General features: G+C 64.3%; 17 protein-coding genes and 2 pseudogenes. 9 read left to right on the forward strand and 10 right to left on the reverse strand.

Translation table 11 applies throughout. The annotated features are described in order from the left end of the window. Positions 1-200: 200 nt before the first annotated feature. The 4 genes and pseudogenes from HY852_RS27955 to HY852_RS18570 all read right to left on the reverse strand — a co-directional run bounded on the left by HY852_RS27955 (position 201) and on the right by HY852_RS18570 (position 4312). Positions 201-1484 carry a TRAP transporter large permease gene (locus tag HY852_RS27955; protein ID WP_367116372.1) on the reverse strand — a complete coding sequence of 428 codons (1284 nt, stop codon included), beginning with the start codon at positions 1482-1484 and terminating at the stop codon, positions 201-203. 219 nt (positions 1485-1703) lie between these two features. Then, positions 1704-2216, reverse strand: a pseudogene (locus HY852_RS27960) (TRAP transporter small permease); the annotation flags it as partial. Positions 2217-2334: 118 nt separating this feature from the next. Beyond that, positions 2335-3336, reverse strand: coding sequence for a DctP family TRAP transporter solute-binding subunit (locus HY852_RS18565; RefSeq protein ID WP_291606240.1), 1002 nt, complete (start codon positions 3334-3336; stop codon positions 2335-2337). 205 nt (positions 3337-3541) lie between these two features. After that, positions 3542-4312, reverse strand: a complete 771-nt coding sequence (locus HY852_RS18570; protein ID WP_291606241.1) for a methyltransferase domain-containing protein — start codon at positions 4310-4312, stop codon at positions 3542-3544. A gap of 127 nt (positions 4313-4439) precedes the next feature. Between HY852_RS18570 and HY852_RS18575 the strand changes: the two genes are divergently transcribed. Beyond that, on the forward strand, positions 4440-5192 hold the full coding sequence (locus tag HY852_RS18575; RefSeq protein WP_291606242.1) for an SDR family oxidoreductase: 753 nt from the start codon (positions 4440-4442) through the stop codon (positions 5190-5192). A 90-nt stretch (positions 5193-5282) separates the two neighbouring features. Here HY852_RS18575 and HY852_RS18580 read toward each other — a convergent pair whose 3' ends face one another. Next, the gene (locus tag HY852_RS18580) at positions 5283-6242 is read right to left on the reverse strand and encodes a hypothetical protein (RefSeq protein WP_291606243.1); all 960 of its coding nucleotides are present in this window, start codon (positions 6240-6242) and stop codon (positions 5283-5285) included. Between the two features lie 166 nt (positions 6243-6408). On the opposite strand from HY852_RS18580, the gene HY852_RS18585 reads away from it, so the two are divergent. Beyond that, a complete protein-coding gene (locus HY852_RS18585) occupies positions 6409-9885 on the forward strand; it encodes an indolepyruvate ferredoxin oxidoreductase family protein (RefSeq protein ID WP_291606244.1) in 3477 nt (1158 codons plus the stop codon). 133 nt (positions 9886-10018) lie between these two features. Here HY852_RS18585 and HY852_RS18590 read toward each other — a convergent pair whose 3' ends face one another. The 3 genes from HY852_RS18590 to HY852_RS18600 all read right to left on the reverse strand — a co-directional run bounded on the left by HY852_RS18590 (position 10019) and on the right by HY852_RS18600 (position 13387). Continuing rightward, positions 10019-11038 carry a trypsin-like peptidase domain-containing protein gene (locus HY852_RS18590; protein WP_291606245.1) on the reverse strand — a complete coding sequence of 340 codons (1020 nt, stop codon included), beginning with the start codon at positions 11036-11038 and terminating at the stop codon, positions 10019-10021. Positions 11039-11110: 72 nt separating this feature from the next. Next, the gene (locus HY852_RS18595; RefSeq protein WP_291606246.1) at positions 11111-11560 is read right to left on the reverse strand and encodes a hypothetical protein; all 450 of its coding nucleotides are present in this window, start codon (positions 11558-11560) and stop codon (positions 11111-11113) included. Positions 11561-11788: 228 nt separating this feature from the next. Further along, positions 11789-13387: a GMC family oxidoreductase gene (locus tag HY852_RS18600; protein ID WP_291606247.1), complete on the reverse strand. Its 1599-nt coding sequence runs from the start codon at positions 13385-13387 to the stop codon at positions 11789-11791. A gap of 183 nt (positions 13388-13570) precedes the next feature. On the opposite strand from HY852_RS18600, the gene HY852_RS18605 reads away from it, so the two are divergent. After that, the gene (locus tag HY852_RS18605) at positions 13571-14362 is read left to right on the forward strand and encodes a thermonuclease family protein (RefSeq protein WP_291606248.1); all 792 of its coding nucleotides are present in this window, start codon (positions 13571-13573) and stop codon (positions 14360-14362) included. Between the two features lie 267 nt (positions 14363-14629). Beyond that, positions 14630-15430 (forward strand): SDR family NAD(P)-dependent oxidoreductase, encoded by an 801-nt coding sequence (locus tag HY852_RS18610; protein WP_291606263.1) that lies wholly within the window; start codon positions 14630-14632, stop codon positions 15428-15430. 200 nt (positions 15431-15630) lie between these two features. On the opposite strand, the pseudogene HY852_RS18615 reads toward HY852_RS18610, so the two are convergent. After that, a pseudogene (locus tag HY852_RS18615) lies at positions 15631-16942 on the reverse strand (sorbosone dehydrogenase family protein). Between the two features lie 388 nt (positions 16943-17330). Between HY852_RS18615 and HY852_RS18620 the strand changes: the two are divergent. From HY852_RS18620 to HY852_RS18635, 4 genes are read left to right on the forward strand one after another with little or no spacing between them, the layout of a single operon-like run. Continuing rightward, positions 17331-18947 carry an ABC transporter substrate-binding protein gene (locus HY852_RS18620; RefSeq protein WP_291606249.1) on the forward strand — a complete coding sequence of 539 codons (1617 nt, stop codon included), beginning with the start codon at positions 17331-17333 and terminating at the stop codon, positions 18945-18947. A 25-nt stretch (positions 18948-18972) separates the two neighbouring features. Then, positions 18973-19950, forward strand: a complete 978-nt coding sequence (locus HY852_RS18625; protein WP_291606250.1) for an ABC transporter permease — start codon at positions 18973-18975, stop codon at positions 19948-19950. Positions 19951-19954: 4 nt separating this feature from the next. Further along, entirely contained in the window at positions 19955-20785 is an 831-nt protein-coding gene (locus tag HY852_RS18630) for an ABC transporter permease (protein WP_291606251.1), read from the forward strand. Then, positions 20782-22410 (forward strand): ABC transporter ATP-binding protein, encoded by a 1629-nt coding sequence (locus HY852_RS18635; RefSeq protein WP_291606252.1) that lies wholly within the window; start codon positions 20782-20784, stop codon positions 22408-22410. The genes HY852_RS18630 and HY852_RS18635 overlap by 4 nt, the downstream gene beginning before the upstream one ends. Here HY852_RS18635 and HY852_RS18640 read toward each other — a convergent pair. Further along, complete coding sequence (locus HY852_RS18640) at positions 22407-23708, reverse strand: FAD-binding oxidoreductase (protein WP_291606253.1); 1302 nt, start codon at positions 23706-23708, stop codon at positions 22407-22409. The two genes, HY852_RS18635 and HY852_RS18640, sit on opposite strands and share 4 nt — an antisense overlap. A gap of 102 nt (positions 23709-23810) precedes the next feature. Between HY852_RS18640 and HY852_RS18645 the strand changes: the two genes are divergently transcribed. Beyond that, on the forward strand, positions 23811-24187 hold a 377-nt coding region (locus HY852_RS18645; protein WP_291606254.1), incomplete at its 3' end, for a VOC family protein.

Genomic DNA, 24187 nt, shown 5'->3' on the forward strand with positions numbered 1-24187 from the left:
TGCGCGCGCGATCGGCGCTCCACAGCGTTTCGTCTCCTGGAGCGGTGGATGCGACGTCGCACGATGCGGACTCCCCGTTTCACGGGAGGATTGCCGCGAATGACGCCGGCTACGTCGCCACTGTTCGTTTGGGCTCGATGATCTCGAACACGCGCGGGAATTCGTCCATCAATCCCATCAGCTCGGCCCCCACATCGGTTCTAATTCATGCCGAGCACTCTCGGCAGCCACAAGCTCAGATCCGGCCAATAGGTCACGACAGCCAGGAAGCTCAGCATGGTCAACAGCCACGGCCACACCGCAACCGTCAGTTCGGTGATGCCCATCTTGGCGATGCCTGACGCAACATAGAGGTTGAGTCCGACGGGCGGATGGCACAGCCCGACCTCCATGTTGACGGTCATCAGGATGCCGAAGTGAATCGGGTCGATCCCGAGCTTGACCGCGACGGGGAACAGGATGGGGGCCATGATCAGGATGATCGAGGATGGCTCCATCACGTTACCGGCCAGCAGTAGCAATACGTTGACGAGCAGCAGGAAGCCGATCCAGCCGAGGCCCAGATCAATCATCCATTGCGCCAGGGCATGCGGAACGTTCTCGTATGTCATCAGGAACGAGAACAGCACCGCATTGGTGATGATGTAGAGCAGCATCGCGCTGAGGTTCGCCGACGACAGCAGGACGCGCGGCACGTCCCTCAGCTTGAGATCCTTGTAGATGAAGACCGCGACGATGAAGGCGTAGACTGCGCTGATCGCGGCCGCTTCGGTCGGCGTGAACAGGCCGCTGTAGATGCCCCCGATCACGATGAAGATCAGAAGCAGGCCCCAGATCGACTTGCGGAAGGCATCGAGCCGCTCGCCGAAGGTGGCCTTCGGCATCCGCGGATAGTTGTTGCGCCAGGCTCGGTACCAGGTGGTTGCGCCCAGCAGGCTGGCGAGCGCAAGGCCGGGAATGATGCCGGCGATGAACAGCTTGCCGACCGAGCTGTTGGTCGAAACCGCAAAGAGCACCATCGGGATCGACGGCGGGATCAGAATGCCCAGCGAGCCCGAGGTCGTGATCACACCCGCCCCGAAGCGTTTGGGAAATCCCTGCGCGACCATGGCCGGCAGGATCACGGAACCGATCGCAACGACGGTCGCCGGCGAGGAGCCGGAGATCGCCGCAAACAACGCGCAGGCGACCACGCCGGCGAGCCCGAGACCGCCGTACCAGTGGCCGACAAGGCTCGTAGCGACTGCGATCAGTCGGCGTGCGACGCCGCCATGGGTCAGGAAATTGCCGGCGAGAATGAAGAACGGGATCGCCATGATCTCGAAGTTCTCGATGCCGGTGAACAGCTTCAGGGCGACCGACTCGGTGCGCACGTCCGTCAGCGTGAACATGAAGCTCAGCACGGTCAGGCCGAGCGCGATCGAGATCGGCATGCCTGTGAGCATCAGTGAGAGCAAAAGGGCGAAGACGACCAACACGCGCAGACCGTGCGGCAGCACGATCAGGTGGCTTGCATGCGCAAAGCACAGCACGACGATGAGAACCGGAAGCAGGATCAGGACCCAGCCGAGCGGGCTCCTTTCGTCCCGTATCACCTGCGTTTCGGTGACGGGCGCCGGATGCACGGGGTCGACCTCGACGCCTTCGACGCCGGCCACGTCATGGTGCGGCAGATCGCCCGTCCGATAGAACGAGAAGGCGACCTGCAGGAACCGGAAGCACATCAGCCCCGAGCCCACCGGGATCGTGAGGTACACGATCCACATCGGGACCTCGAGGTCATTGGACTGTTGCCCGGTCTGCCACATCTGGCCGACGAACAAGGCGCCGAAGATGGCAACGATGGAGGTGAACAGGGCGCCGCACAGCAGGCCGAAGGTGATTACCCGTCGCCGCGAACCTCCCGGCAACAGGTTGACCAGCACGTCGACGCCGACGTGGATGCCGGTTCGCACGCCGTAGGCCGCGCCGAACTTCGCCATCCAGATGAACATGTAGATGCAGAGTTCCTGCGCCCAGGACAGATCAAGCGCCGCCAGAAACGAGAAGACGCCCTTGAGGGCCGAGGCGAGCAGCGTCAGGTCGTGCGCCGCCGCCCACTTGGAGAGATCGATCGACAGTCCCGCGCCATAGCGGTGCAGGACTGCGACAAAGATCACCGTCGTCGCAGCCGCGATCAGCGTCGCGATGAGCCACTCTTCCAGGTGATCGAGCACACGGTTTAGCGCGCGAAACAAGGCCGTCCCCCATCTAGATCGAAACGGCCGGGAGCGAGATCACTCCCGACCGTTCTTCGTTGTCGTATCGGAACCGATGATGCGCCAAGGTCAACCGTCAGTTCATCTTGACATCAAGTTCCTTGGCAAGGAAGTCGAGCACCTCCTGCCCGACCCGGCCCTTTGCCCACTTGTAGGTCGGCTGCATCGCGGTCTGCCAAGCCTTACGTTCATCGTCCGTCAGGTAATGCAGCGTGGTCTTGCCCGACTTCTTGATCTCGGCGAGCGCGTCCATGTTCTCCTGGCGCGCGATCGAGTTGGTGTAGTCGGTCGCTTCCGCCATCGCCTTTTCGAGCTGACCGCGGATATTCGCGGGCAAGCCGGCCCAGAACTTGGAGTTGACGATGACGGCGTATTGCAGGTGGGCGTGATAGGACACGGTGATGTCCTTCTGCACCTCGTGAAACTTCTGCGTCAGGTAATTCGAGGCCGTGTTCTCGCAGCCGTCCACCACCCCGGTCTGCAGCGCCTGGTAGACTTCCGAGAATGCCATGATCTGCGGGATCGCGCCGGCGAGACGTAAATACTGGTCCGCGACTTTCGATCCCGAGATCCGGAATTTCAGCCCCTCGAAATCCGACGGCTTGCGCAGCGGGCGGTTGGCCGAAACCATGTGGAAGCCGTTGTCCCAGAAAGCCAGCCCGCTAATGCCCTTGGCCTCGAGCTTCTGAAGGAGCCACTTGCCGATAGTGCCCTTCATGGCGTTGGCATAGGTGTCCTCGTCCTTGAACAGCCAGGGCAGGTCAAGCGCCTCGAATTCCTTCACTCCCAGCGGCGCGAACTTCGAGGTCGACGGCGCCAGCATGTGGACCGAACCGAGCTGCAGCGCCTCGATCTCTTCCTTGTCCTTGTAGAGGGTGGAGTTCGGATAGACTTCAACCTTCACCTTGCCGTCAGTGTATTTCTCGGCAAGCTCCTTGAACTTCAGCGCGCCCTTGCCCTTCGGCGTATCGTTGGCGACGACGTGGCTGAACTTGATGACCATAGGGCTCTGCGCCGTGGTGGCAACAGGAGCCAGGACAAGTGCGGCCGCGGCAACCGCGAGAAAGAGCTTGCGCATTAGTTAGCGTCCCCCGAGAAGTCAAAATCGGTTCTTCTTGCTTTTGCGGCTCCAGTACTGGCAGCAAACTGCCCGCCGGACAAGTGGACCTAAGCCCGAACCAAGCCGGTTCATGTCGGGCCGGCTGTCCTTTTATACGCCAACTGGCGCGCGCTCCAGCCTTAATCGGCCCGGACCGTGGTCCGAGCATCTTGCATTGCGAAAGCTAGCCCTTGCGCTGAGCAACGATGAAGAGGCGGCGGAACGGGAAAAGCGTCTGGCCTGCCGAATTCTTCGGGTAGGCTCTTGCGACGCGTTCGCCGTACGCCGCCTCGAACGCCGCCCGCTCCTCGCCCTGCAGCACTTCCAGGTAGCGCGTGAGCCACGTTCCCTTGGTCCACTCTTTGACCGGATTGTCGCCCTCCAGCACCTGGAGATACTCGGTCTCCCAGATGTCGATGTTCTGCGACAGGCGGGCGAGCAGGTCATGATAGAACGCCGGCCCCTCGACCGGCGGCGGCGTCACGAGATGCTCGACCTTGCTGCGCCAACGCCCGTTCAGCGCGGTCTCTGCAATCAGAAGGTGCGACGGCGCGGTGAAGTTGCGCGGCATTTGGACGGTGAGCATACCGCCGGCGGACAGTCTTTGCATCAGCGCGGGAAAAAGCTGTGCATGATCGGGCAGCCAGTGCAGCGCGGCATTGGAATAGATCAGGTCAAATTTCTGCGCAGGGTGCCAGCGGCCGAGATCCGCCTGCACCCATTCGACGTCGGGCGCCGCTTTCCTGCCGGCGGCGACCATCTCGGCAGAGCCCTCGACCGCGACGACGGTCGCGTCCGGCCAGCGCTCCTTGAGCAATTTGGTGACGTTGCCGGCACCGGCGCCGAGATCGGCAATGCGTTTCGCGGGAAGCTCCGGAATGCGCATCAGAAGGTCCACAGCGGGCCTCAGCCTGTGCCCGGAAAACTTCAGATATTGCTGCGGATCCCAGGCCACCTTGCGAAACCTTCTGTTCTTGCCGCCTCAGCTTCGGTACACGACTTGCTGCCCCGGTCAAGAAGCTCAACCAGGCATGGACCGGAGCGAAGCAGACCCGGTGACATATAAAAAGAGTGCTTGAAGCATGGATCTCAACCTCACGTCCAAGACAGCCGTCGTCACCGGCGCGAGCATCGGGATCGGCCGTGCCATCGCCAAAGGGCTTGCGCTCGAGGGCGTGCGCGTCGTGGCGGTCGCCCGCCGCAAAGACCTTCTGGATCAGCTCGTGCAGGAAGTCGAGGCGGCGCGCGGCGGCAGGATCACGCCGCTCGTGCAGGATGTCATGGAGGACGGTGCCGCGAACAAGCTCGCCGACTTCGCCATCCGCGAGCTCGGCCAGGTCGACATCCTCGTCAACAATGCCGGCGGCAGCCGGCCCTTGCCGATCGACGCGCCCGACTTCCAATGGGACGAGGCCATTGCCCTCAACTTCACCAGCTATCGCAAGGTTGCCCACGCGCTGCTGCCGCAGATGATCGAGCGCCGCTGGGGCCGCATCATCAACATCACCGGGAAGTCCGAGCCCGAGGGACTCAATGCCGCGTTCGCCGCCAAGGCCGCGGTCCATGCCTGGGCCAAGGGCCTGTCGCGCGAGATCGGCAAATACGGCATCACCATCAACTGCATTCCGCCCGGCCGGATCATGAGCGAGCAGATCCGCCGCAACTATCCGCCGGATTATCGCGAGCGCTTTGCCGAGGAGGAGATTCCGGTAGCCTTCTGGGGCGAGCCGGAAGATCTCGCCGTACTCGCGGTGTTTCTCGCTTCGCCCCTTGCGCGCTACATCACCGGCACGGTCATTCCCGTCGATGGCGGACTGCGCCGCTACCAGTTCTAGGACGCGTTTGGCCCAGGCGCTCAACAAGCGCCGCGCCGTCGTGTTCGTTGCCGACTGTCTTGCAATCGGCAAGACGCAGCTCGCGCGGCTTCACGGCGCCGCGCGGCCATAGAGGCACTGGTATTCCTCCGCATAGGGCGCGTAGGAATCCTTGATCGTTGCCATGTTGATCAGCATGGTGGCGACCAGCGCGTTCGTCCTGGGATCCAAAACCCGCGTCCGTTGCCAGACGCTTTCCGTCCTCCGGCTGCCGCTGAGCGCCACCACCTCGCGCTCCAGCTCGTACCCCTCGTCGACGAACAGCGGGCCTTTCATCAGCCGGATCTCCTGGTCGGCGAACAGGCCGACGGCCGGACCCCTGGAGGGCAAAGGATCTTCCTTGGACGTGTATTGAAACAGCACGCTCAGCATTTCCATGGGGATGACCGGGCGTCCCCACGGATTACCCGAGGTGGAGTAGAACGGCGAATTCTCGGTGATCACCGCAAGCTTCTGGCGCAGCGAAAACGGATAGAGATCGCCCATGTTCTGGTCGAAGGCCATCGCTACCTTCTGCCGCTTGCTCTTCATGCCGATCTTGACGTCACGAAGGATCACGGGATCGGCCAAGTGCTTCAGCTCCGTCAGGCGCTGGTCGAGCGCCGTCGGCGCCGCGGGCTCGCCGACACAGGCGGTGCCGCGCAGCACCTCGGTGCCGTCACGCTTGACCATCTGGATCCGGCACTGCCCCTGCCCGGCCCGCGGCTTCGATAACTGCGCCTGCACCTCCTCGCCTTCATAACAGACGTTGCGGTAGTGCGCGGAGATGCAGCCGCTCTCGAACCAGGAGCGCCCCCACAGGCGCGCGCCGAGCGGCGCAAACTGGCTGAAATGCGTCGGTCCTTCGATGGTGCCACCACGAAAGCCGAGCTTTTGTGCAGTTGCGTCGTCGTGGATCGAGGAGTGGGAATCGTAGACCTGCGCCTGCAGCATTTGCCGAGGCTGCCGCCACGGCCCGATCAAGGTGTCGGACGTTTCCGTGATGGGTGTTTCGAACGCTTGTGCTTCCATGGCATTCCTCCGAACGAGCCATGAGTACCAAGAGCCAAAGGGATGCCGCCAGCGATATTGACATCGCCGCCGGTTGCTTTTCACTGACGGACTCTGTTTCCGTCCGCAGTCCGCTCCCCGCCGGCCGATCCGAGCCGTCCCCCAAAATAACCAGGAGGAACCCTAGATGACGCTGATGCAGGTCGAGCTGGACGACAAATACCGGCTCGAGGCCAAGCGGATTTACCTTTCCGGGACCCAGGCACTGGTGCGATTGCCGATGTTGCAGCGCGAACGTGACCGCCTGCAGAACCTCAACACGGGCGGATTCATCTCTGGCTATCGCGGTTCCCCGCTCGGCATGTACGACCACGCATTGTGGCGGGCCAAATCATTCCTGCAAGCGCACGACATCGCCTTCGTCCCCGGCCTTAACGAAGACCTCGCGGCTACTTCCGTGTGGGGCAGCCAGCAGGTCGGGTTGTTTCCCGGCGCCAAGGTGGATGGCGTGTTCGGCATCTGGTACGGCAAGGGGCCGGGTGTCGACCGTTCGATGGACGCGCTCAAGCACGCCAATTCGGCGGGTTCGTCACGGCACGGCGGCGTGCTAGCGCTTGCCGGTGACGATCATGGCTGCCAGTCGTCGACGCTCGCCCATCAGAGCGAGCAGGTGTTCGCGGCAGCCCTGATCCCTATCCTCAATCCGGCGACGCTGCAGGACTATCTCGACCTCGGCATCTATGGCTTTGCGCTGTCACGCTATTCCGGCTGCTGGGTCGGCTTCAAGGCGATCTCGGAGACGGTGGAGAGTTCGGCCTCGATCTACAGCGATCCGTCACGCGTGCAGATCACGTTGCCGACGGATTTCGAGATGCCGCCGGGCGGCCTCAACATCCGCTGGCCCGATCCGCCGCTGGAGGCGGAGCGGCGCCTGTTCGGCCCGAAGATGGAAGCAGTCAAGGCTTTCGCGCGCGCCAACCAACTCGACCGCATCGTGCTCGACTCCAAGCCGGCGCGGCTCGGCATCATCACCACCGGCAAGGCCTATCTCGATCTGCGGCAGGCGCTCGCCGACCTCGGCATCAGCGAGCGGGACGCCCAGGAGCTGGGCCTGCGCATCTACAAGGTGGCGCTGACCTGGCCGCTGGAGGAGAGCGGCGCGAGGCGTTTTGCCGAGGGCCTCAAGGAGGTGCTGGTCGTCGAGGAGAAGCGTGGCTTCATCGAAGACCAATTGATGCGCCTTCTCTACAACGTGGATGCCGACAAGCGTCCCACCATTGCCGGCAAGCGCGACGAGAACGGCAGGCCGCTGTTGCCGGCTGAAGGCGAGCTCACCCCCACGATGGTGGCCTCGGCGCTGGTGGCCCGGCTGCGCCGGCTTGGCGCCAGCAACCCCGTGCTCGAACAGCGGCTGGCGCGGCTGGAAGCCTTCGAACATCCGGTCACAACCAACGCCCCGATCACGCTGTCGCGCACGCCGTATTTCTGCTCGGGCTGTCCGCACAACACCTCGACCAGAGTGCCGGAGGGCAGCCGTGCCATGGCAGGCATCGGCTGTCACGGCATGGCGCTTTCGATCCCGAGCCGCCGCACCGCCACCATCTCGCACATGGGCGGAGAAGGCGCGAACTGGATCGGCCAGGCGCCCTTCACCAACGAGCAGCACATCTTCCAGAACCTCGGCGACGGCACCTACACGCATTCCGGCCTGCTGGCACTGCGCGCCGCGGCGACGTCCGGCGTCAACATCACCTACAAGATTCTCTACAACGACGCGGTCGCGATGACCGGCGGCCAGCCGGCCGAAGGCAGCTTCACCGTTTCGCAGATCGCACACCAGGTCTGGGCCGAGGGCATCAAGCGGCTCGCCATCGTCTCCGACGATCCCGGCAAGTATCCGGCCGGCGACTATTTCCCGAAAGGCGCCACGGTTCATCACCGCCGCGAGCTGGACCCGGTGCAGCGCGAGCTGCGCGAGATCAAGGGCCTGTCCGTCATCATCTACGACCAGACCTGCGCGGCCGAAAAGCGGCGCCGCCGCAAGCGCGGCCTCTATCCCGATCCGGCCAAGCGCGTCTTCATCAATGATCTCGTGTGCGAGGGCTGCGGCGACTGCTCGCAGGCCTCCAACTGCGTCTCGGTGCAGCCGCTCGAGACCGAATTCGGCCGCAAGCGCCAGATCGACCAGTCGAACTGCAACAAGGACTACTCCTGTATCGAAGGCTTCTGCCCGAGCTTTGTCACCGTTCATGGCGGCACGCTGAAGCGGGTGAAGACCCAGGCGGTGGATTCGGGCCAGTTGTTCGCCGATCTGCCGCTGCCCCCCGCCCGTCCGCTCGACGGTCCCTATAACATTCTCGTCACCGGCATCGGCGGCACCGGCGTCATCACCATCGGCGCGCTGCTCGGCATGGCGGCGCATGTCGATGGCCGCGGCTGCTCGGCGCTGGATTTCACCGGCCTGTCGCAGAAGAACGGCGCGGTCATGAGCCACGTGCGGATCGCGCCCAGGCCCGAGGACATTTCAGCGGTCCGGATCACCACCGGCGGCGCCGACGTCATTCTCGGCTGCGACATGGTGGTGTCGGCTGGCACCACCGCGCTGAGCCGCGCCGAGCGCGGTGTGACGAAGGCCTTCATCAACGCCGACCTGCAGCCGACGGCAAGCTTCGTGCAGAACCCCGACATCGACTTCAAGATGGGGGCGATGCAGGGCGCGCTGCGCGATGCGGTCGGCGACAACAATCTCGATATCGTCGACGCCACCGGCATTGCCGCGGCCCTGATGGGCGACAGCATCGCCACCAACCCGTTCATGCTCGGCTTCGCCTTCCAGAAGGGCGCCATTCCGCTATCGCTGGACGCGCTGCTGCGCGCCATCGAGATCAACGGGGCGGCGGTCGAGATGAACAAGCAGGCCTTCACCTGGGGCCGACTCGCCGCACACGACATGGCACGCGTGCGCAGCGTGCTGCAGTTCCGCGCCCGCGCCGCCACTTCAGGCAAGACGCTCGATGAGATGATCGCCGATCGCGCGAACTTCCTGACCGAATACCAGGACAAGGCCTATGCCGACCGCTACCTTGCCGCCGTCGCCAAGGTGCGCAAGGCGGAGAGCGCCGCATTGCCGACCTCAACCGAGTTCACCGAGGCGGTTGCCAAGAACCTGTTCAAGCTCATGGCCTACAAGGACGAATACGAAGTCGCCCGGCTCCACACCGATGGCAGCTTTGCCAGGAAGCTGGCCGAGAAGTTCGACGGCGATTTCAGCCTGAAATTCCATCTCGCCCCGCCGATGTTCGCGCGGCGCGACAAGTCGACCGGCCACCTCGTCAAGAACGAGTACGGCGGCTGGCTGATCCACGCCCTGCGCCTGCTCGCTCGGCTCAAGTCCTTGCGCGGCACCGCGCTCGACCCGTTCGGGCGCACAGCGGAGCGCAGGACCGAGCGCCAGCTGATCGAGGACTATTTCGCGATGCTCGACCAGCGGATCGCCGGCCTCAAGGCCGAACAGATCCCCCTGCTCGCCCGGCTGGCACGCATCCCGGAGATGATCCGCGGCTTCGGCCACATCAAGGAAGCGAACGTCCAGCTCGCGGCGACCGAGCAGGCCCGGTTGGAGGCCGATCTCGAGAACAGCCGTTTTGCCGCCGCGGCGGAGTAGTCCAGGCGCGCCCAGCAACAATTCCCGTCATTGCCGGGCTTGACCCGGCAATCCATCGCTTGAGAAAGCTCTCTTTTTGATGGATGCGCGGGGCAAGCCCGCGCATGACGAACTGAGGCTGTGGCAAGCACTTTCAGCGCGCCGGCTTGCGCTCGACCGGATGAATAGCGAACGCCCGCAGGCGGCCGAGCCGCAGCACGTCCATCGACAGCGTCCGGCCGATCCGGTCGCGGTCGAGCACCCGGATCAGGTCGTCGACGCCATGGATCTCGGCGCCGTCGAGCTTGATTACGACGTCGCCGGACAACAGGCCCGCCTTGGCCGCCGGCCCGTCCGACTCGACGTGAGCGAGCAGCGCGCCCATCTGGTTCGAAACCCCCGCAACCACCGCGTGGCGGCGCGGGATCGGCGCTGTCTGGCCGGCCACCCCGATATAGGCGCGCCGGACATAACCGTGGCGGATGATCTCCGAGAGCACGAACTGCGCGGTGTTGCTGGCGACCGCAAAGCAGATGCCCTGGGCCCCGCTGATGATGGCGGTGTTGATGCCGATGACCTCGGCTTTGGATGACACCAGCGGCCCGCCCGAATTGCCGGGATTGAGCGCGGCATCGGTCTGGATCACGTCCTCGATAGTCCGGCCGCTCACCGAACGGATCGACCGCCCGAGTGCCGAGACGACGCCGGCGGTCACCGTCGACTCAAAGCCGAGCGGGTTGCCGATCGCGATCACGAGCTGGCCGCGGCGCAGCGTCTTGGAATCGCCGAGCGAGGCATAGGGCAGGTCACGCGTCCCGTTCGCCCGCAGCAGCGCCAGGTCGGTGTCGGGATCAACCCCGAGCACGCGGGCATCGCTCAGGTTGCCTTGGGTGTCCCGCAGCCTGATCTCCCGGGACGAACCGACCACATGGCTGTTGGTCAGGACCAGCCCGTCCGGCGAGATCACGATGCCGGAGCCGAGACCACCGCGCTCGCCCGCACCTCGCACCTTCGGCCCTGTTTCCACCCGCACCACGGCCGGTCCGACCCTTTCGGTCGCGCCGATCACGGCATTGGAATAGGCGTCGAGAAGGTCCCGGTCGTCAGGAGAAGTGTGTTGGGGGTTTTGCGACGAAAGCTCATCGCCACCGAGAGTTGACGTAAGGTCCAACATCGCGAAATTCCTTCGCGCGTCAGATGGTTACGTCGAGATCATAATGCAAGCTCGCTGCTCTTCACAAACAGCTTAACGTGCTTTGCGTAGTTTTTGAGGACCGGCCTTGACCTGGTCGAGCAGCGACCAGTCGCCCTGCTCCAGCGTGTAGCCCTTGGGAAATGGCGGTCGCAGTTCGAGCCCGAGCGAGCGCAGCACGCGATCGTCACGGTAGTAGCATTGCAGCACGACCCGGATCAGGGTCGCCGCCGCCGCGCCGCCTGAGCTACGGAATTGTTTGGCGACCGCCTCACGCTGGGCCTCATCGAGATCGGCGAGCGGCATGCCGGCAAGCCGGGCAAGGTCATCGAGCGCCTCGGCGACCGGCCCGGTGTCGCGCCCGAGCGTACGCAAGATGTCGGCCTGGATGGCGTCATCATCGGCGCCGGGCACCCGGTACTCGCTGCTCGCCGGGATCATCATGGCGGCAATGGTGCGAAGGTCCTGGCGCTGGCGCGGCGTGAGACTTTCTTGCTCCGGCATGGGCGTCCTCCAGTCTAAAGCACGCGACCACGACGGTGGTGCGCTCCCTCTCCCGCGCTTGCGGGGCAGGGCTGGGGTGGGGGTGTCGCCGCGATTCGCTGTGCCCGAGTGGAGAAAATTTCCCCCACCCGCATCGCATCTTTCGATGAGATGCGACCTCCCCCGCAAGCGGGAGAGGTGAAACGAATTCGTACTGTGATCGGTCCGGTCAAAAATCACCTCAACGGCTTAATCGAACAGATTGGCGAGGCGGCGCTTCATCTGGTCGGCGACATAGAGCGCGATCGCCTGGATGGTCGAGGTCGGGTTCACCCCGCCCGAGGTGACAAAGACGCTGCCGTCGACGATGAACAGGTTCTTGACGTCGTGCGAGCGGCCCCATTCGTTGACCACCGAGCGCTCCGGGTCGGTGCCCATGCGCGCGGTACCGAGCAGATGCCAGCCGCCATAGAGTATCGGGCAATTGATGAAGATGTCGGTGGCGCCGGCGGCCTCCAGCACCTCCCTGCCCCGCGCGATGCCGTGCTCGAGCATCTTCGCGGTGTTCTCGCCGATGGTGTAGTCGACCTTGGGCGCCGGGATGCCGTGGCTGTCCTTCAGGATCGGATCGAGCGTGACCCGGTTGTGCTCCTCCGGCAGGTCCTCGCAGATGGCCGCGAGGCCCAGCCGGCGGCCGTTGAGCTTGCGGAAGACTTTATGGTGATCGGGCCCCCAGGGCAGGATGCCCTTGGCCTCGCTCATGACCGCTTCCATCACCGGCCCGATGCCGCGGCCGAACTGGAAGGCGTAGCCGCGCACGAAGCCGCGCGATTTGTCCGTCTCGTAGAATTCCTTGCTCCACAGGCAGGTCGGCGGCGCCCGGTTGCTGTCGGTCGGCTCGTCGACATAGCCATAGAGCTGCGCATAGGGGTGAAACATCAGGTTCTTGCCGACGAGGCCGCTGGAATTGGCAAGGCCGTTGGGAAAACGGCCCGAGACCGAGTTCAACAGCAGGCGCGGCGTGCCGATGCCGTTGCACGCGACTACCACGACGTGGGCAGGCTGGAACTGCTCGATGCCGTCCTTGTCGTAGTAGACGACGCCGGAGGCCATGCCGTGCTCGTCGGTCAGGATCTCGCGCACCCGGCAATGCGTGCGCAATTCGACGCCGGCCCGCAGCGCCGCCGGCCAATAAGTGATGTCGGTGCTGGCCTTCGCTCCTTGCGCGCAGGCCGGCGTGCAGTGGCCGAGATTGATACAGCGCGCCCTGCCCTCGTAATCGGTGGTGGCGACCGTGGTATCGGACGGCCACCAATGCCAGCCCAGCTTGTTCATGGCTTTGGCAAGCCGCACGCCGGAGCGGCCGAGCGGCAATGGCGGCATCGGCGGATTTGTCGGCGGCGACGCCGGGTCGCCGGCGAGCCCCGACACGCCCATCATCCGGTCGTTCTCGGCGAAGAACGGCGCCAGCGTGTCGTAGTCGATCGGCCAGTCGTCGGCGACGCCATCCAGCGTCCTGACGCGGAAATCGGAGGGATGCAGGCGCGGAAAATGCGCCGTGTACATCACGGTCGAGCCGCCGACGCCGTTGAAATTCACCACCTTGATCGGCGAGTTGTCCTCGTTGATCGGGTAGTCCTCGGCCCTAGCGCGGATGTTGGGGCTCGGCGAATAGTCGCCATAGAAGCGCGCTTCCCAGTCGCGCCCGGTGCTCGGGTATTCAGCCGGCTTCATCCAGCCGCCCTGTTCGAGACAGAGGATATGCATCCTGGTCTCGGCAAGGGACCAGGCCACGGCGGCACCGGACGCGCCGGCACCGATGATCAGGACGTCCACGGGATCATTCATTCCGGCGTTTCCTACCCGCCGCTTGAGGGGCGACTTGGCTTGTCGCCCCGACGATAGGATCGGACCGGGTGGCGAGTAAAGGCACGGGCGCGAATGTTGCGCTTCTCCGGACGCAAACCATTGGTGTCACCAGAACCGGATGCTAGAGAAACGCGACAAAGAGCAAATCGATAGCGAGAACACATGACGTTCAAGATGAGATTCGCCGTCGGGCCGGCAGCGCCAGTTCTTTTGTTGCTTGCCCTTGTCGTACTCGCTCTCGCCCCGGATCCCGCCCGGGCGGCAGGCGCCGTGGTCAGGGACGCCAATTCCATCCAGCTTGGTGAGGCCACCTACCGGCTCGACGGTCTGGACGCACCGGAGCTCGACCAGATCTGCATCGACGATCAAGCCGATCCCTGGACCTGCGGTCTGGATGCCCGCGACCAATTGACCAAGCTGATCGGCGGCCGTGTGGTGCGCTGCGAGGATTTGGGGCCGGAGAAGAGCTTTGGGCGACGTCGCCGGGCCATTTGCACGGCCGAAGGTGACAAGATCAGCCTGAACGAGCAGCTTATCCGTCAAGGCTTTGCGCTTGCGCGCGAACCGGCCCTGAAAGCGAACCTCAAGCAAGCGGCAACCGAAGCCAAGGACGCCTCGCGCGGCCTCTGGAAGGGCTGTCTTGCCGCGCCGGCGGATTTCCGCATCGGCAAGAAGGACGGCGCATTGGTGGGGGCCGCCTGCCGCGCCGACCGGGACCGCGAGATCCGCGCCGTCCTGTTCCCAGAGGAGCTCACGATGCCCGGAAGCTGCAGCATCAAGGGTAAGCTCGCAGTGCGCGCCCGCGTCACCGGCAACATCGGCATCTATCATCTGCGCGGCTGTCCGAGCTACCCGGCCATCACGAATCCTGAGCGCTGGTTCTGCTCGGAGGAGGACGCGCAGGCCTCGGGCTTCCGCAAGGCCTATAATTGCCGGGGAAGCCGCGGCAAGTGACGGCGAACGGCCGCCACTTGCGCATCTGCATCTGATCCATGAGCGCCATATTCGCATCGAGGTGCGACATGATCAAATGGAGCCGCGACGACCAGCAACACGATCAGGAAACCGAAGGCATACGCCAGTACGTTGTTGGTGTTGTCGGGTCGAGGTAGGTCCCGGGCGATATAGAACAACGTGGCCGTACCAGGACGGCAAGCCCAAGCGGCGACCTTCTCTGCGCGCCATGAGATTGCTATCGTGACGAAAAATCGGGGAAACGTCATGCGCCTGAAGGATCGCGTCGCCATCATCGTTGGGGCCGGGCAAAGTCCCGGCGAAGGCATGGGGAACGGCAGGGCCACCGCGCTGACCTTCGCGCGCGAAGGCGCCAAGGTCCTGTGCGTCGATCACAATCTCGCTTCTGCCCAAGAAACCGTCGAGATGATCGCGGCCAAAGGCGGCACGGCCGTTGCCTTCAGAGCCGACGTCACCAAGACCGCCGAGATCAAGGCGATGGTTGCGGATGCGGTCAGCCGCTGGCAACGGATCGACATCCTGCACAACAATGTCGGCGTCAGCCTCGCGGGCGGCGATGCCGAGCTGCTCGAGCTCACCGAGGAGGCGTTCGACCGCTGCGTCGCCATCAACCTGAAGAGCTGTATCCTCGCGGCCAGGCAGGTGATCCCCATCATGCGCAGGCAGAACAGCGGGGCGATCATCAACATCTCGTCGATGGCGGCGATCACCACCTACCCCTACGTCGCCTACAAAGCGACGAAATCGGCAATGATCGCCTTCACCGAGCAGCTCGCCTATCAGAACGCCGAATACGGCATTCGCGCCAACGTCATCCTTCCCGGCCTGATGAACACGCCGATGGCAGTCGATACCCGCGCCCGCGAGTGGAACAAGACGCGTGCCGAGGTCGAGGCCGAGCGCGACAGCAAGGTGCCTCTGCGCAAGAAGATGGGCACCGCCTGGGATGTGGCGAACGCGGCGCTGTTTCTGGCATCCGACGAAGCCAATTTCATCACCGGCGTCACGCTTCCGGTGGACGGTGGGGCGAGCGTAAGGAGGGGATAAGCGGGGAGACCTGACGCGATCGCAGCTCTTTCCCTTCTCCCCTTGTGGGAGAAGGTGGCGCGCACATCGTGCGCGCCGGATGAGGGGTACTATCCGCGAACGCCAACTGAACCGTGAGTACGCGGAGAGAGCCCCCTCACCCGGCTTCGATCCTTTGCATCGAAGCCCCCCTCTCCGACAAGGGAAGAGGGGGCCCCCCGCTAATGCGTGACACGCCAGATCGTACCGTTTCCATCTTCCGAGAAAAGCAGCGCGCCGTCGCGTGCCACCGCGACGCCGACGGGACGTCCCCACACCTCGCGGTCGTTGATGACGAAGCCGGTTACGAAATCCTCGTACTCGCCGGTGGGCTCGCCGTCTTTCAGCCGGATGCGGACGACCTTGTAGCCAGTGCGCCTGGACCGGTTCCAGGAGCCGTGCTGGGCGGCAAAGGCATCGCCGCGATATTCGCCCGGGAAGTTGTCGCCCTGGTAGAATGTCACGCCCATTGAAGCGGAGTGCGCCTGCAACAGGACGTCGGGAATGGCGACCTTGTCCTTGAGGTCGGGCCGGGCGCCGGGATGGCGCGGATCCTCGTTGGCGCCGATGTAGAACCACGGCCAGCCATAGAACGCATTCTCGCGCACGCGCGTGACGTAGTCGGGCACGAGATCGTCACCAAGGCCGTCGCGCTCGTTGGTCGAGCACCACGGCGTACCGGTCTGCGGCTGGATCGCAAGACCGACGCAGTTGCGGATTCCGGTGGCATAGAGCTCTTTGCCCTTCCCGTCGGGATCGAAGGCGAGCACGGCCGCACGATCGGTCTCATAGCCCCAAGGCGGTGCCCAGGGGCTGCTTGCGAGACCACGCCTCAAGTCCGCCCGGCGGCTTGCCCATGCCCTCGCCGTCATTGCCGGCCGAGCCGACCGAGACCAGCATGCGCTTGTTGTCGGGCAAAAAGACGATATCCCGGGTGGAGTGGCCGCCGCGCGGCAAGTTCGCCACGACAATCTCCGGCCTGCTTGATGCTTTCAACTCGCCGGAGCGATAGGGAAAGCGTACCACGCTGTCTGTGTTGGCGACGTAGATCCATTGCGGATTATCGCCATTCGGAAAGAAGGCAATGCCGAACGGCCGGTTGAGGCCGCTGGCGTAGATTTCATCCGCGACAATCTTCGCGCCGCTGCTGCGCAGCACGCGAATGCGCCCCGCTCGCGTTTCGGCAACGAAAAGATCGCCGTTCGGCGCGACGCGGATGACTCGCGGGCCGCTCAATCCTTCGGCAAACAGCTCGATCTTGAATCCCGGCGCGACTTGCGGAGACGCATCAGGGGGCCGTGCGACGACGCGCGAGACACTCGCGGCGTCCGGCGTAGCACCCGGCTTTGGCAGGTCCTGTGGCCTGATGAGACGGATGGTGCCGGGCTTGTCCGATTGCCAGCTACCGAACGCCTCCTTGCCCTGGAGCAGCGGATCGGCCGAGGCGACACCGCTCGCGACCTCGACCAGCGCGGCGACAAGAAAGGGGACCAAGTGCTTCCACACGCTTCTTCTCCCGCCTTGAGATACGGCACAACGTTGGAGCCGGCGAATATAACGTCCCTCATTTCCAAACGTTCACTCGCTGCGGCTGCCTGTGATCGCACTGGTGATCGACAGCACCGGCTCATGTACACCATGCGACCGCCCCACGCGAGACGCGGGTTCGCTTTCCACGGTGCGGTCCTGTGGCAACGGCGAGAGGCTCGTCCCCGCATGCCGGGAACGCCGAACGCCAGCCTCCTCTGGCGCCCCATTGCGGAAGGATTTTCCGAGTTCGTAACCGATTAGAAAATGACTCGGCTCTGCTTCCAGCGTAGAAGTGAGCCCGACGAGCGATGGGCCCTGAGCCTTTCGCTTCTGCATGTTGTTGGAGACAGTAATGGGATTGACTCGCCTCGAAATCACTCGCCGCACCGCGCTCCTGACGTCGGCGGCGATCGCCGCCAACGTCGTCAATCCGATGCGGGCCTTTGCGCAGGAGACGCCGCGCAAGGGCGGCGTGTTCAACGTGCATTACGGCGCCGAGCAGCGCCAGCTCAATCCGAGCCTGCAGGCTTCCACCGGCGTCTACATTATCAGCGGCAAGATCCAGGAAAGCCTGGTCGATCTCGATGCGCAGGGCAAGCCGGTCGGCGTGCTTGCCGAGAGCTGGGAAAGCTCTCCCGACGGCAAGACCATCACCTTCAAGCTGCGCAAGGGCGTCACCTGGCACGACGGCAAGCCCTTCACCTCGGCGGACGTCCAATTCACCGCCATGGAAATGTGGAAGAAGATCCTGAACTACGGCTCGACGCTGCAGTTGTTCCTCATCGCCGTCGATACGCCCGACCCGCAGACCGCAATCTTCCGCTACGAGCGGCCGATGCCGCTCAACCTCCTGCTGCGCGCCCTGCCCGACCTCGGCTATATCTCGGCCAAGCATCTCTATGAGAGCGGCGACATCAGGCAGAACCCCGTCAATCTCGCGCCGGTCGGCACCGGGCCGTTCAAGTTCGTCAAGTACGAGCGCGGCCAGTATATCATCGCCGACCGCAATCCGGATTACTGGCGACCGAATGCGCCCTATCTCGATCGCATCGTATGGAAGGTGATCACCGACCGTGCTGCCGCCGCAGCGCAGATGGAAGCCGGCGAATTGCAGTACAGCCCGTTCTCCGGCCTCACCATTTCCGACATGGCGCGCCTGTCCAAGGACAAGCGCTTCATTGTCACCACCAAGGGCAATGAGGGCAACGCGCGCACCAACACGCTGGAATTCAATTTCCGCCGCAAGGAGCTGTCGGACATCCGTGTGCGCCGCGCGATCGCGCACGCCATTAACGTGCCGTTCTTCATCGACAACTTCCTCGGCGACTTCGCCAAGCTCGGCACCGGCCCGATCCCCTCGACCTCGACGGACTTCTATCCCGGCGCCAATACGCCGCAGTATCCGTACGACAAGGCCAAAGCAACCGCGCTGTTCGACGAGGCCGGCTACAAGCCGGGTGCCGGCGGGACCCGCTTCTCGCTGCGCCTGCTGCCGGCGCCCTGGGGCGAGGACATTTCGCTGTGGTCGACCTTCATCCAGCAGTCGCTGTCGGAAGTCGGCATTCCCGTCGAGATCGTGCGCAACGACGGCGGTGGATTCCTCAAGCAGGTCTACGCCGAGCACGCCTTCGACCTCGCCACCGGCTGGCATCAATATCGTAACGACCCGGCGGTCTCGACCACGGTGTGGTACCGCTCCGGCCAGCCGAAGGGTGCACCCTGGACCAACCAGTGGGGTTGGGAGGACGCCAAGGCCGACAAGACCATCGACGATGCCTTGACCGAACTGGATCCGGCCAAGCGGAAGGCGCTTTATGCCGAGTTCGTCAAGCAGGTGAACACGGAACTGCCGGTCTGGATGCCGATCGAGCAGATTTTCGTCACCACGATCACCGCGAAGGCCCGCAACCACTCCAACACCCCGCGTTGGGGATCATCGAACTGGCACGATCTTTGGCTTTCCGCCTGACCCGATTTTCGTCATAGATGATGCTATGCGCATCGTAAGCCTTGCGGGGCGGCGGCTCGCCGCCTCGATTCCGACACTGGTCCTGATCCTGATCGGCGTGTTCCTCCTGCTGCAGCTTGCGCCGGGAGATACGGTCGATGCCTTGATGGCGCAGATGGGCGGCGGCGACGCCGCGAGCGCTCGTGCTCTTCGCGAGTTCTACGGGCTCGACCTCTCGATCCCCGCGCAGCTCGGCAATTATCTGTGGCGGCTGGTGCGGCTCGACCTCGGCTTCTCCTCGATTTACGGCAAGCCGGTCTCGACGGTGATCCTGGAACGGCTTCCGCCGACCATCCTCTTGATGACGGCCTCCCTGTCCTTTGCCTTCTTCTTCGGCCTCGTGTTCGGCGTGCTGGCCGCCCGCTCGGTCAACAAATGGCCGGACACGCTGATCTCGACCATCGGCCTGATCTTCTACGCCACCCCCTCGTTCTGGTTCGGCCTGATGGCGATCGTCGTGTTCTCGATCTACCTGCAATGGCTGCCCGCCGGCGGCTTCGAGGACATCGGCGCGGTTCAAACCGGGATATGGCGCGTCCTCGACATTGCGCGGCATCTGCTTCTGCCGACGGCAACGCTCGGCCTGATCTTCCTGGCGATCTACCTGCGCATCATGCGCGCTTCCATGCTGGAAGTACTGAACCTCGACTTCGTCCGAACGGCGCGCGCCAAAGGCCTCGACGAGACCCGCGTCATCACCGGGCACGTGTTGCGCAACGCTCTGCTGCCGATGGTGACCCTGATCGGGCTCCAGGCCGGCACCATGCTCGGCGGCTCGGTCGTCGTCGAAAGCGTGTTCTCGCTGCCAGGCCTCGGGCGCCTCGCCTACGAATCGGTCATCCAGCGCGACCTCAACACGCTGCTCGGCATCGTCTTCGTCTCCGCCCTCCTCGTGATCATCGTGAACTTCGTGGTCGACCTGCTCTACGCGCGTCTCGACCCGCGCATCTCGGCCGGGGGCTAAGGCTATGGGCGCGCTGAAACGTTACTTCCGAAGCCCGGCGGCCGTGATCGGCCTGGTGCTGCTCCTGATCGTGGTGGGGATGGCAATCGCCGCCTCCTGGCTCTTCCCCAATAATCCCCTGTCGCTTGCCGGGCGGCCGCTCGTCTGGCCGTTCGCAAATCCGCGCTTTCCACTCGGCACCGACAATTCCGGACGCGACATCGCCGCCCAGATCTTCTACGGCGCGCGCATCTCGCTTCTGATCGGCGGCGTTGCCACCGTGATTGCCATCGCGATCGGAACCCTGATCGGTGCGTTCGCCGGGTATTACGGCGGCTGGGTCGACAACATCCTGATGCGCATCACCGAGGCGTTCCAGACCCTGCCCAATTTCGTGCTGCTGCTGGTACTGGTTGCGGTCTTCGGCTCGACGCTGACCACCGTCACAATCGCGATTGGAGTCGTATCCTGGCCCGCGCCGGCGCGGCTGACCCGCGCCGAGTTCCTGTCGCTCCGCAACCGCGAATTCATCCAGGCCGGGCGCACGCTCGGCATGAAGGACCTGCAGCTGATCCTCGGCGAGATCCTGCCCAACGCGCTGCCGCCGGTGATCGTCTATGCCAGCGTGGTGATGGCGGTCGCGATCCTCCTGGAAAGCGCGCTGGCCTTCCTGCGCCTGTCCGACCCCAACGTCGCTTCCTGGGGCAACCTGATCGGGCTCGGGCGCGACGTCTTGCGCGTTCAGTGGTACGTCTCGGCGATCCCCGGCATCGCTATCCTCACTACCGTGCTCGCGGTCTCGCTCGTCGGACAGGGGCTGAACGATGCACTCAATCCGAGGCTGAAGCAGCGATGAGCGAAGTGCCCATCCTCTCGCTCGACCGGCTCAGCGTGTCCTTGCCGAAGGGCGCGGACCGCACCCACGCCCTTAAGGACGTTTCGCTCTCCGTCGCCTCCAACGAGATCGTCTGCGTCGTCGGCGAATCCGGCTCGGGCAAGTCGATGATGGCAAACACCATCATGCGATTGCTGCCCCAAGGCGTAGCGATCGAAGGCGGCCGCGTGCTGTTCGAAGGCCGCGACCTCGTCGCCGCAAGTCTGGCCGATATGCGGCACGTGCGCGGCGAAAGCATCGCCATGGTCTTCCAGGAGCCGATGACCGCGCTCAATCCGCTGCGGACGGTCGGCGACCAGATCGCGGAAATGTTCCAGGTGCATACCGATCTGTCGAAAACGGAGATCCATGCGCGCGTGCTGGCGCTGCTCGAGGACGTCCGCATTCCCGATCCGACGGTCGCGGCGAAGGCCTACCCGCACGAACTATCCGGCGGACAGCGCCAGCGCGCCATGATCGCCATGGCGCTTGCGCTCGACCCCAAGCTTCTCATTGCCGACGAGCCGACCACGGCGCTCGACGTCACCACCCAGGCGCAGATCCTGAAGCTGATCCGTGACCTGCAGCAGCGCAAGAGGACGGCAGTGCTGTTCATCACCCACGACTTCGGCGTAGTGGCTGAGATCGCCGACCGCGTCGCGGTGATGCAGCACGGCGTGCTGGTCGAGCACGGCACAGCGGCATCGATCCTCAATCATCCGCAGCATCCCTACACCCGCCAGCTCATTGCCGCCGTGCCGCCGCTGACCGCGCCCAAACCTCGCCGGTTCTCCAGCGAACCCATCCTCACGGTGTCGCATGTATCCAAGACCCATCGCACCGGCGGCTTCCTCGGCCGGGGCGCGCGCGTCACGCCCGCGGTAAAGGATGTCTCGCTGACCTTGCCGAGGGGCGCGACGCTCGGCATCGTCGGCGAATCCGGATCGGGAAAATCGACGCTCGCGCGCTGCATCGTGCGCCTGATCGATCCCGACGCCGGCTCGATCCTGCTCGACGGCAAGGACTGGGCAAGCATGAGCCGCGACGAAGTACGCCGCGAGACCCGCCACATCCAGATGGTGTTCCAGGATCCGTTCGGCTCGCTCAATCCGCGCCGCAAGGCCGCGGAGCTCGTCGCGCAGGGGCCGATCGTTCACGGCACCCCGCGGTCGACCGCGATTGCGGAGGCGAAGAGACTGTTCGAGCTGGTAGGGCTTGATCCATCCGCCGGCGATCGCTTCCCGCACGAGTTCTCCGGCGGCCAGCGTCAGCGCATTGGACTAGCGCGGGCGCTGGCATTGAAGCCCGACGTGCTCGTTGCCGACGAGCCGGTTTCCGCCCTCGATGTCTCGGTCCAGGCGCAGGTTCTCAGACTCCTAAGCGAATTGCGCGAGCGGCTTGGCCTATCAATCGTGTTCATTACCCACGACCTGCGCGTGGCGGCCCAGGTCTGCGATCTCGTCGCGGTGATGAAGGAAGGCGAGATTGTCGAGCACGGTCCCGTCGCTCAGGTGTTCGGCAGGCCGCAGCACCCCTATACGCAAGCGCTGATCGCCTCCGTTCCCGGCGGCGACTTCACCGCCGAGCACGAGGCGGCGGTGTCCTAGATCTCGCGGGCGTCGCGGTAGCGGTAAAGGAGCAGCTTGATCGGCGCGATCTTGCGCAACAATCCGTGCGCCGGGATCCGCACCGGCCTGGTGAAAGGCAGCGCCAGCTCGTTTTCCGGAACGCCGCGTACGGCCTTGGCGAGTTCATTGCCGAGCCCCATGGTCAGCGCCACGGAACGGCCGTTACAGCCAGTCCAGCCATAGGCATCGGGTCCGAGCCGATGAAAGCGCGGCATATAGTCCGTGGTCATGCCGACGTAACCGTTCCACACATAGTCGAAGCGCACTTCGCCGATCTGCGGCCACAGCCGCCGCAACCGTTGGGTGACGATACCCTTCAGGCGCTCGGCCTTGTCGCCCGGGCCGATGATGGCCCCGCCGGTGACGAGGCGATTGCGCGCATCGTAGCGCGCGAAATAGAGTTCGCCGTGAGTATCCGACATCGCCTGCCGGCCGGGAATGATTGTCTTGCGGACATTGTCTGATAGTGGCTGCGTCGCCATCTGCCAGGACAGCACGGGCATGACCTCATAAGCGATATCGGGCACGAGCGACTTGGCAAACTCTCCGCTATAGGCGTTGCTTGCGACAACCAGCGCGCGGGCGCTGATCTCACCTTTTTCGGTCTTCACCAGCCAACGATTGCCCGTCCGCGTAAAGCTCGAAGCCGGCGAGCGCGCGAAGATGCGCGCACCCTTCACGATCGTCGCGCGCGCAAGGCCGCGGGACAGCGCCAGCGGATTGATATGGCCGCCGGTCCTGTTCCAGAAACCGCCGAACCACGCCTCCGATCCCGTCATGTCGCGGGCCTGCTCTCGCGACAGCAGTTCGACCGGCGCGCCGAACTTCGACCATTGCCGCACCCGCCGCTCCGCGATCTTGATCCGCCCGGGCGAATGCACCGGCTGCATCCAGCCGGTCTGTTCCTGCTCGGCCTCGATGCCATAGCGGGACGCCATATCGAACAGCGTGGACGCGCTGTCGCGCAGCAAATAAACGAAACGTTCGCCTGCAGGGCCGTGGCGCGCGACGATGTCGTCGGGATCGGGACGCGACAAGGTCGGAATCACCTGCCCGTTGTTGCGTCCGGAAGCACCCCAGCCCGGCTCCATCGCCTCGACGATGGCGACGTCGACACCGGCCTCGCGAAGATGCAGCGCGGTCGAGAGCCCGGTGAACCCGCCGCCGATCACGACGACGTCGGCCTGTTGCGTACCGATCAGTTCGGGCAGCTCGGGTCCCGGTGGCGTCACGGCGGCCCACAGCGAATTGGGCCAGACGACGGTTGCATTGTTCATCTTCGTTCTTCCCGAGCTTCACGACCGCCGATTTGACATCGCTTGCGGCGGCGAAATCGATCTGATTAGCTTAGTACGTCAATTCACGCCGGGGAAATAGCAGTGGCCCTCAAAAACGTCATCGGAATCGATCACGCCGTGATCATGGTGAAAGACCTCGACAAGGCCGCCGAAAACTGGAAGCGGCTGGGCTTCACCGTATCGCCTCGCGGTACCCACAGCGCCCACATGGGATCGGGCAACTACACCATCATGCTTGATCCCGACTATATGGAATTGCTCGGAGTCCTCACCCCGACAGAACATAATTCTCCGGCGCGGGCCTTTCTTGAAAAACGTGGCGAGGGCATCGAGCGCATTGCGTTTACCGCCGTCGATTCTACCGCGGGCGCCGAGGAAATCCGCGCACACGGCTACCCGCCGATCGGACCGATCGATTTCGAGCGGCCGGTGACGATGCCCGACGGCAGCCAGTCCGC

This window comes from Bradyrhizobium sp., assembly GCF_016213215.1.
GTDB lineage: Bacteria > Pseudomonadota > Alphaproteobacteria > Rhizobiales > Xanthobacteraceae > Bradyrhizobium.

Excerpts from the sequence above, each read along its gene's own strand:
- HY852_RS18575 (WP_291606242.1), top strand. The coding sequence starts at position 4,440 with ATGGATCTCAACCTCACGTCCAAGACAGCCGTCGTCACCGGCGCGAGC.
- HY852_RS18605 (WP_291606248.1), top strand. The coding sequence starts at position 13,571 with ATGACGTTCAAGATGAGATTCGCCGTCGGGCCGGCAGCGCCAGTTCTT.
- HY852_RS18640 (WP_291606253.1), bottom strand. The coding sequence starts at position 23,708 with ATGAACAATGCAACCGTCGTCTGGCCCAATTCGCTGTGGGCCGCCGTG.
- HY852_RS18630 (WP_291606251.1), top strand. The coding sequence starts at position 19,955 with ATGGGCGCGCTGAAACGTTACTTCCGAAGCCCGGCGGCCGTGATCGGC.
- HY852_RS18635 (WP_291606252.1), top strand. The coding sequence starts at position 20,782 with ATGAGCGAAGTGCCCATCCTCTCGCTCGACCGGCTCAGCGTGTCCTTG.
- HY852_RS18585 (WP_291606244.1), top strand. The coding sequence starts at position 6,409 with ATGACGCTGATGCAGGTCGAGCTGGACGACAAATACCGGCTCGAGGCC.
- HY852_RS18590 (WP_291606245.1), bottom strand. The coding sequence starts at position 11,038 with ATGTTGGACCTTACGTCAACTCTCGGTGGCGATGAGCTTTCGTCGCAA.
- HY852_RS18580 (WP_291606243.1), bottom strand. The coding sequence starts at position 6,242 with ATGGAAGCACAAGCGTTCGAAACACCCATCACGGAAACGTCCGACACC.
- HY852_RS18600 (WP_291606247.1), bottom strand. The coding sequence starts at position 13,387 with ATGAATGATCCCGTGGACGTCCTGATCATCGGTGCCGGCGCGTCCGGT.
- HY852_RS18595 (WP_291606246.1), bottom strand. The coding sequence starts at position 11,560 with ATGCCGGAGCAAGAAAGTCTCACGCCGCGCCAGCGCCAGGACCTTCGC.
- HY852_RS18625 (WP_291606250.1), top strand. The coding sequence starts at position 18,973 with ATGCGCATCGTAAGCCTTGCGGGGCGGCGGCTCGCCGCCTCGATTCCG.
- HY852_RS18620 (WP_291606249.1), top strand. The coding sequence starts at position 17,331 with ATGGGATTGACTCGCCTCGAAATCACTCGCCGCACCGCGCTCCTGACG.
- HY852_RS18565 (WP_291606240.1), bottom strand. The coding sequence starts at position 3,336 with ATGCGCAAGCTCTTTCTCGCGGTTGCCGCGGCCGCACTTGTCCTGGCT.
- HY852_RS18610 (WP_291606263.1), top strand. The coding sequence starts at position 14,630 with ATGCGCCTGAAGGATCGCGTCGCCATCATCGTTGGGGCCGGGCAAAGT.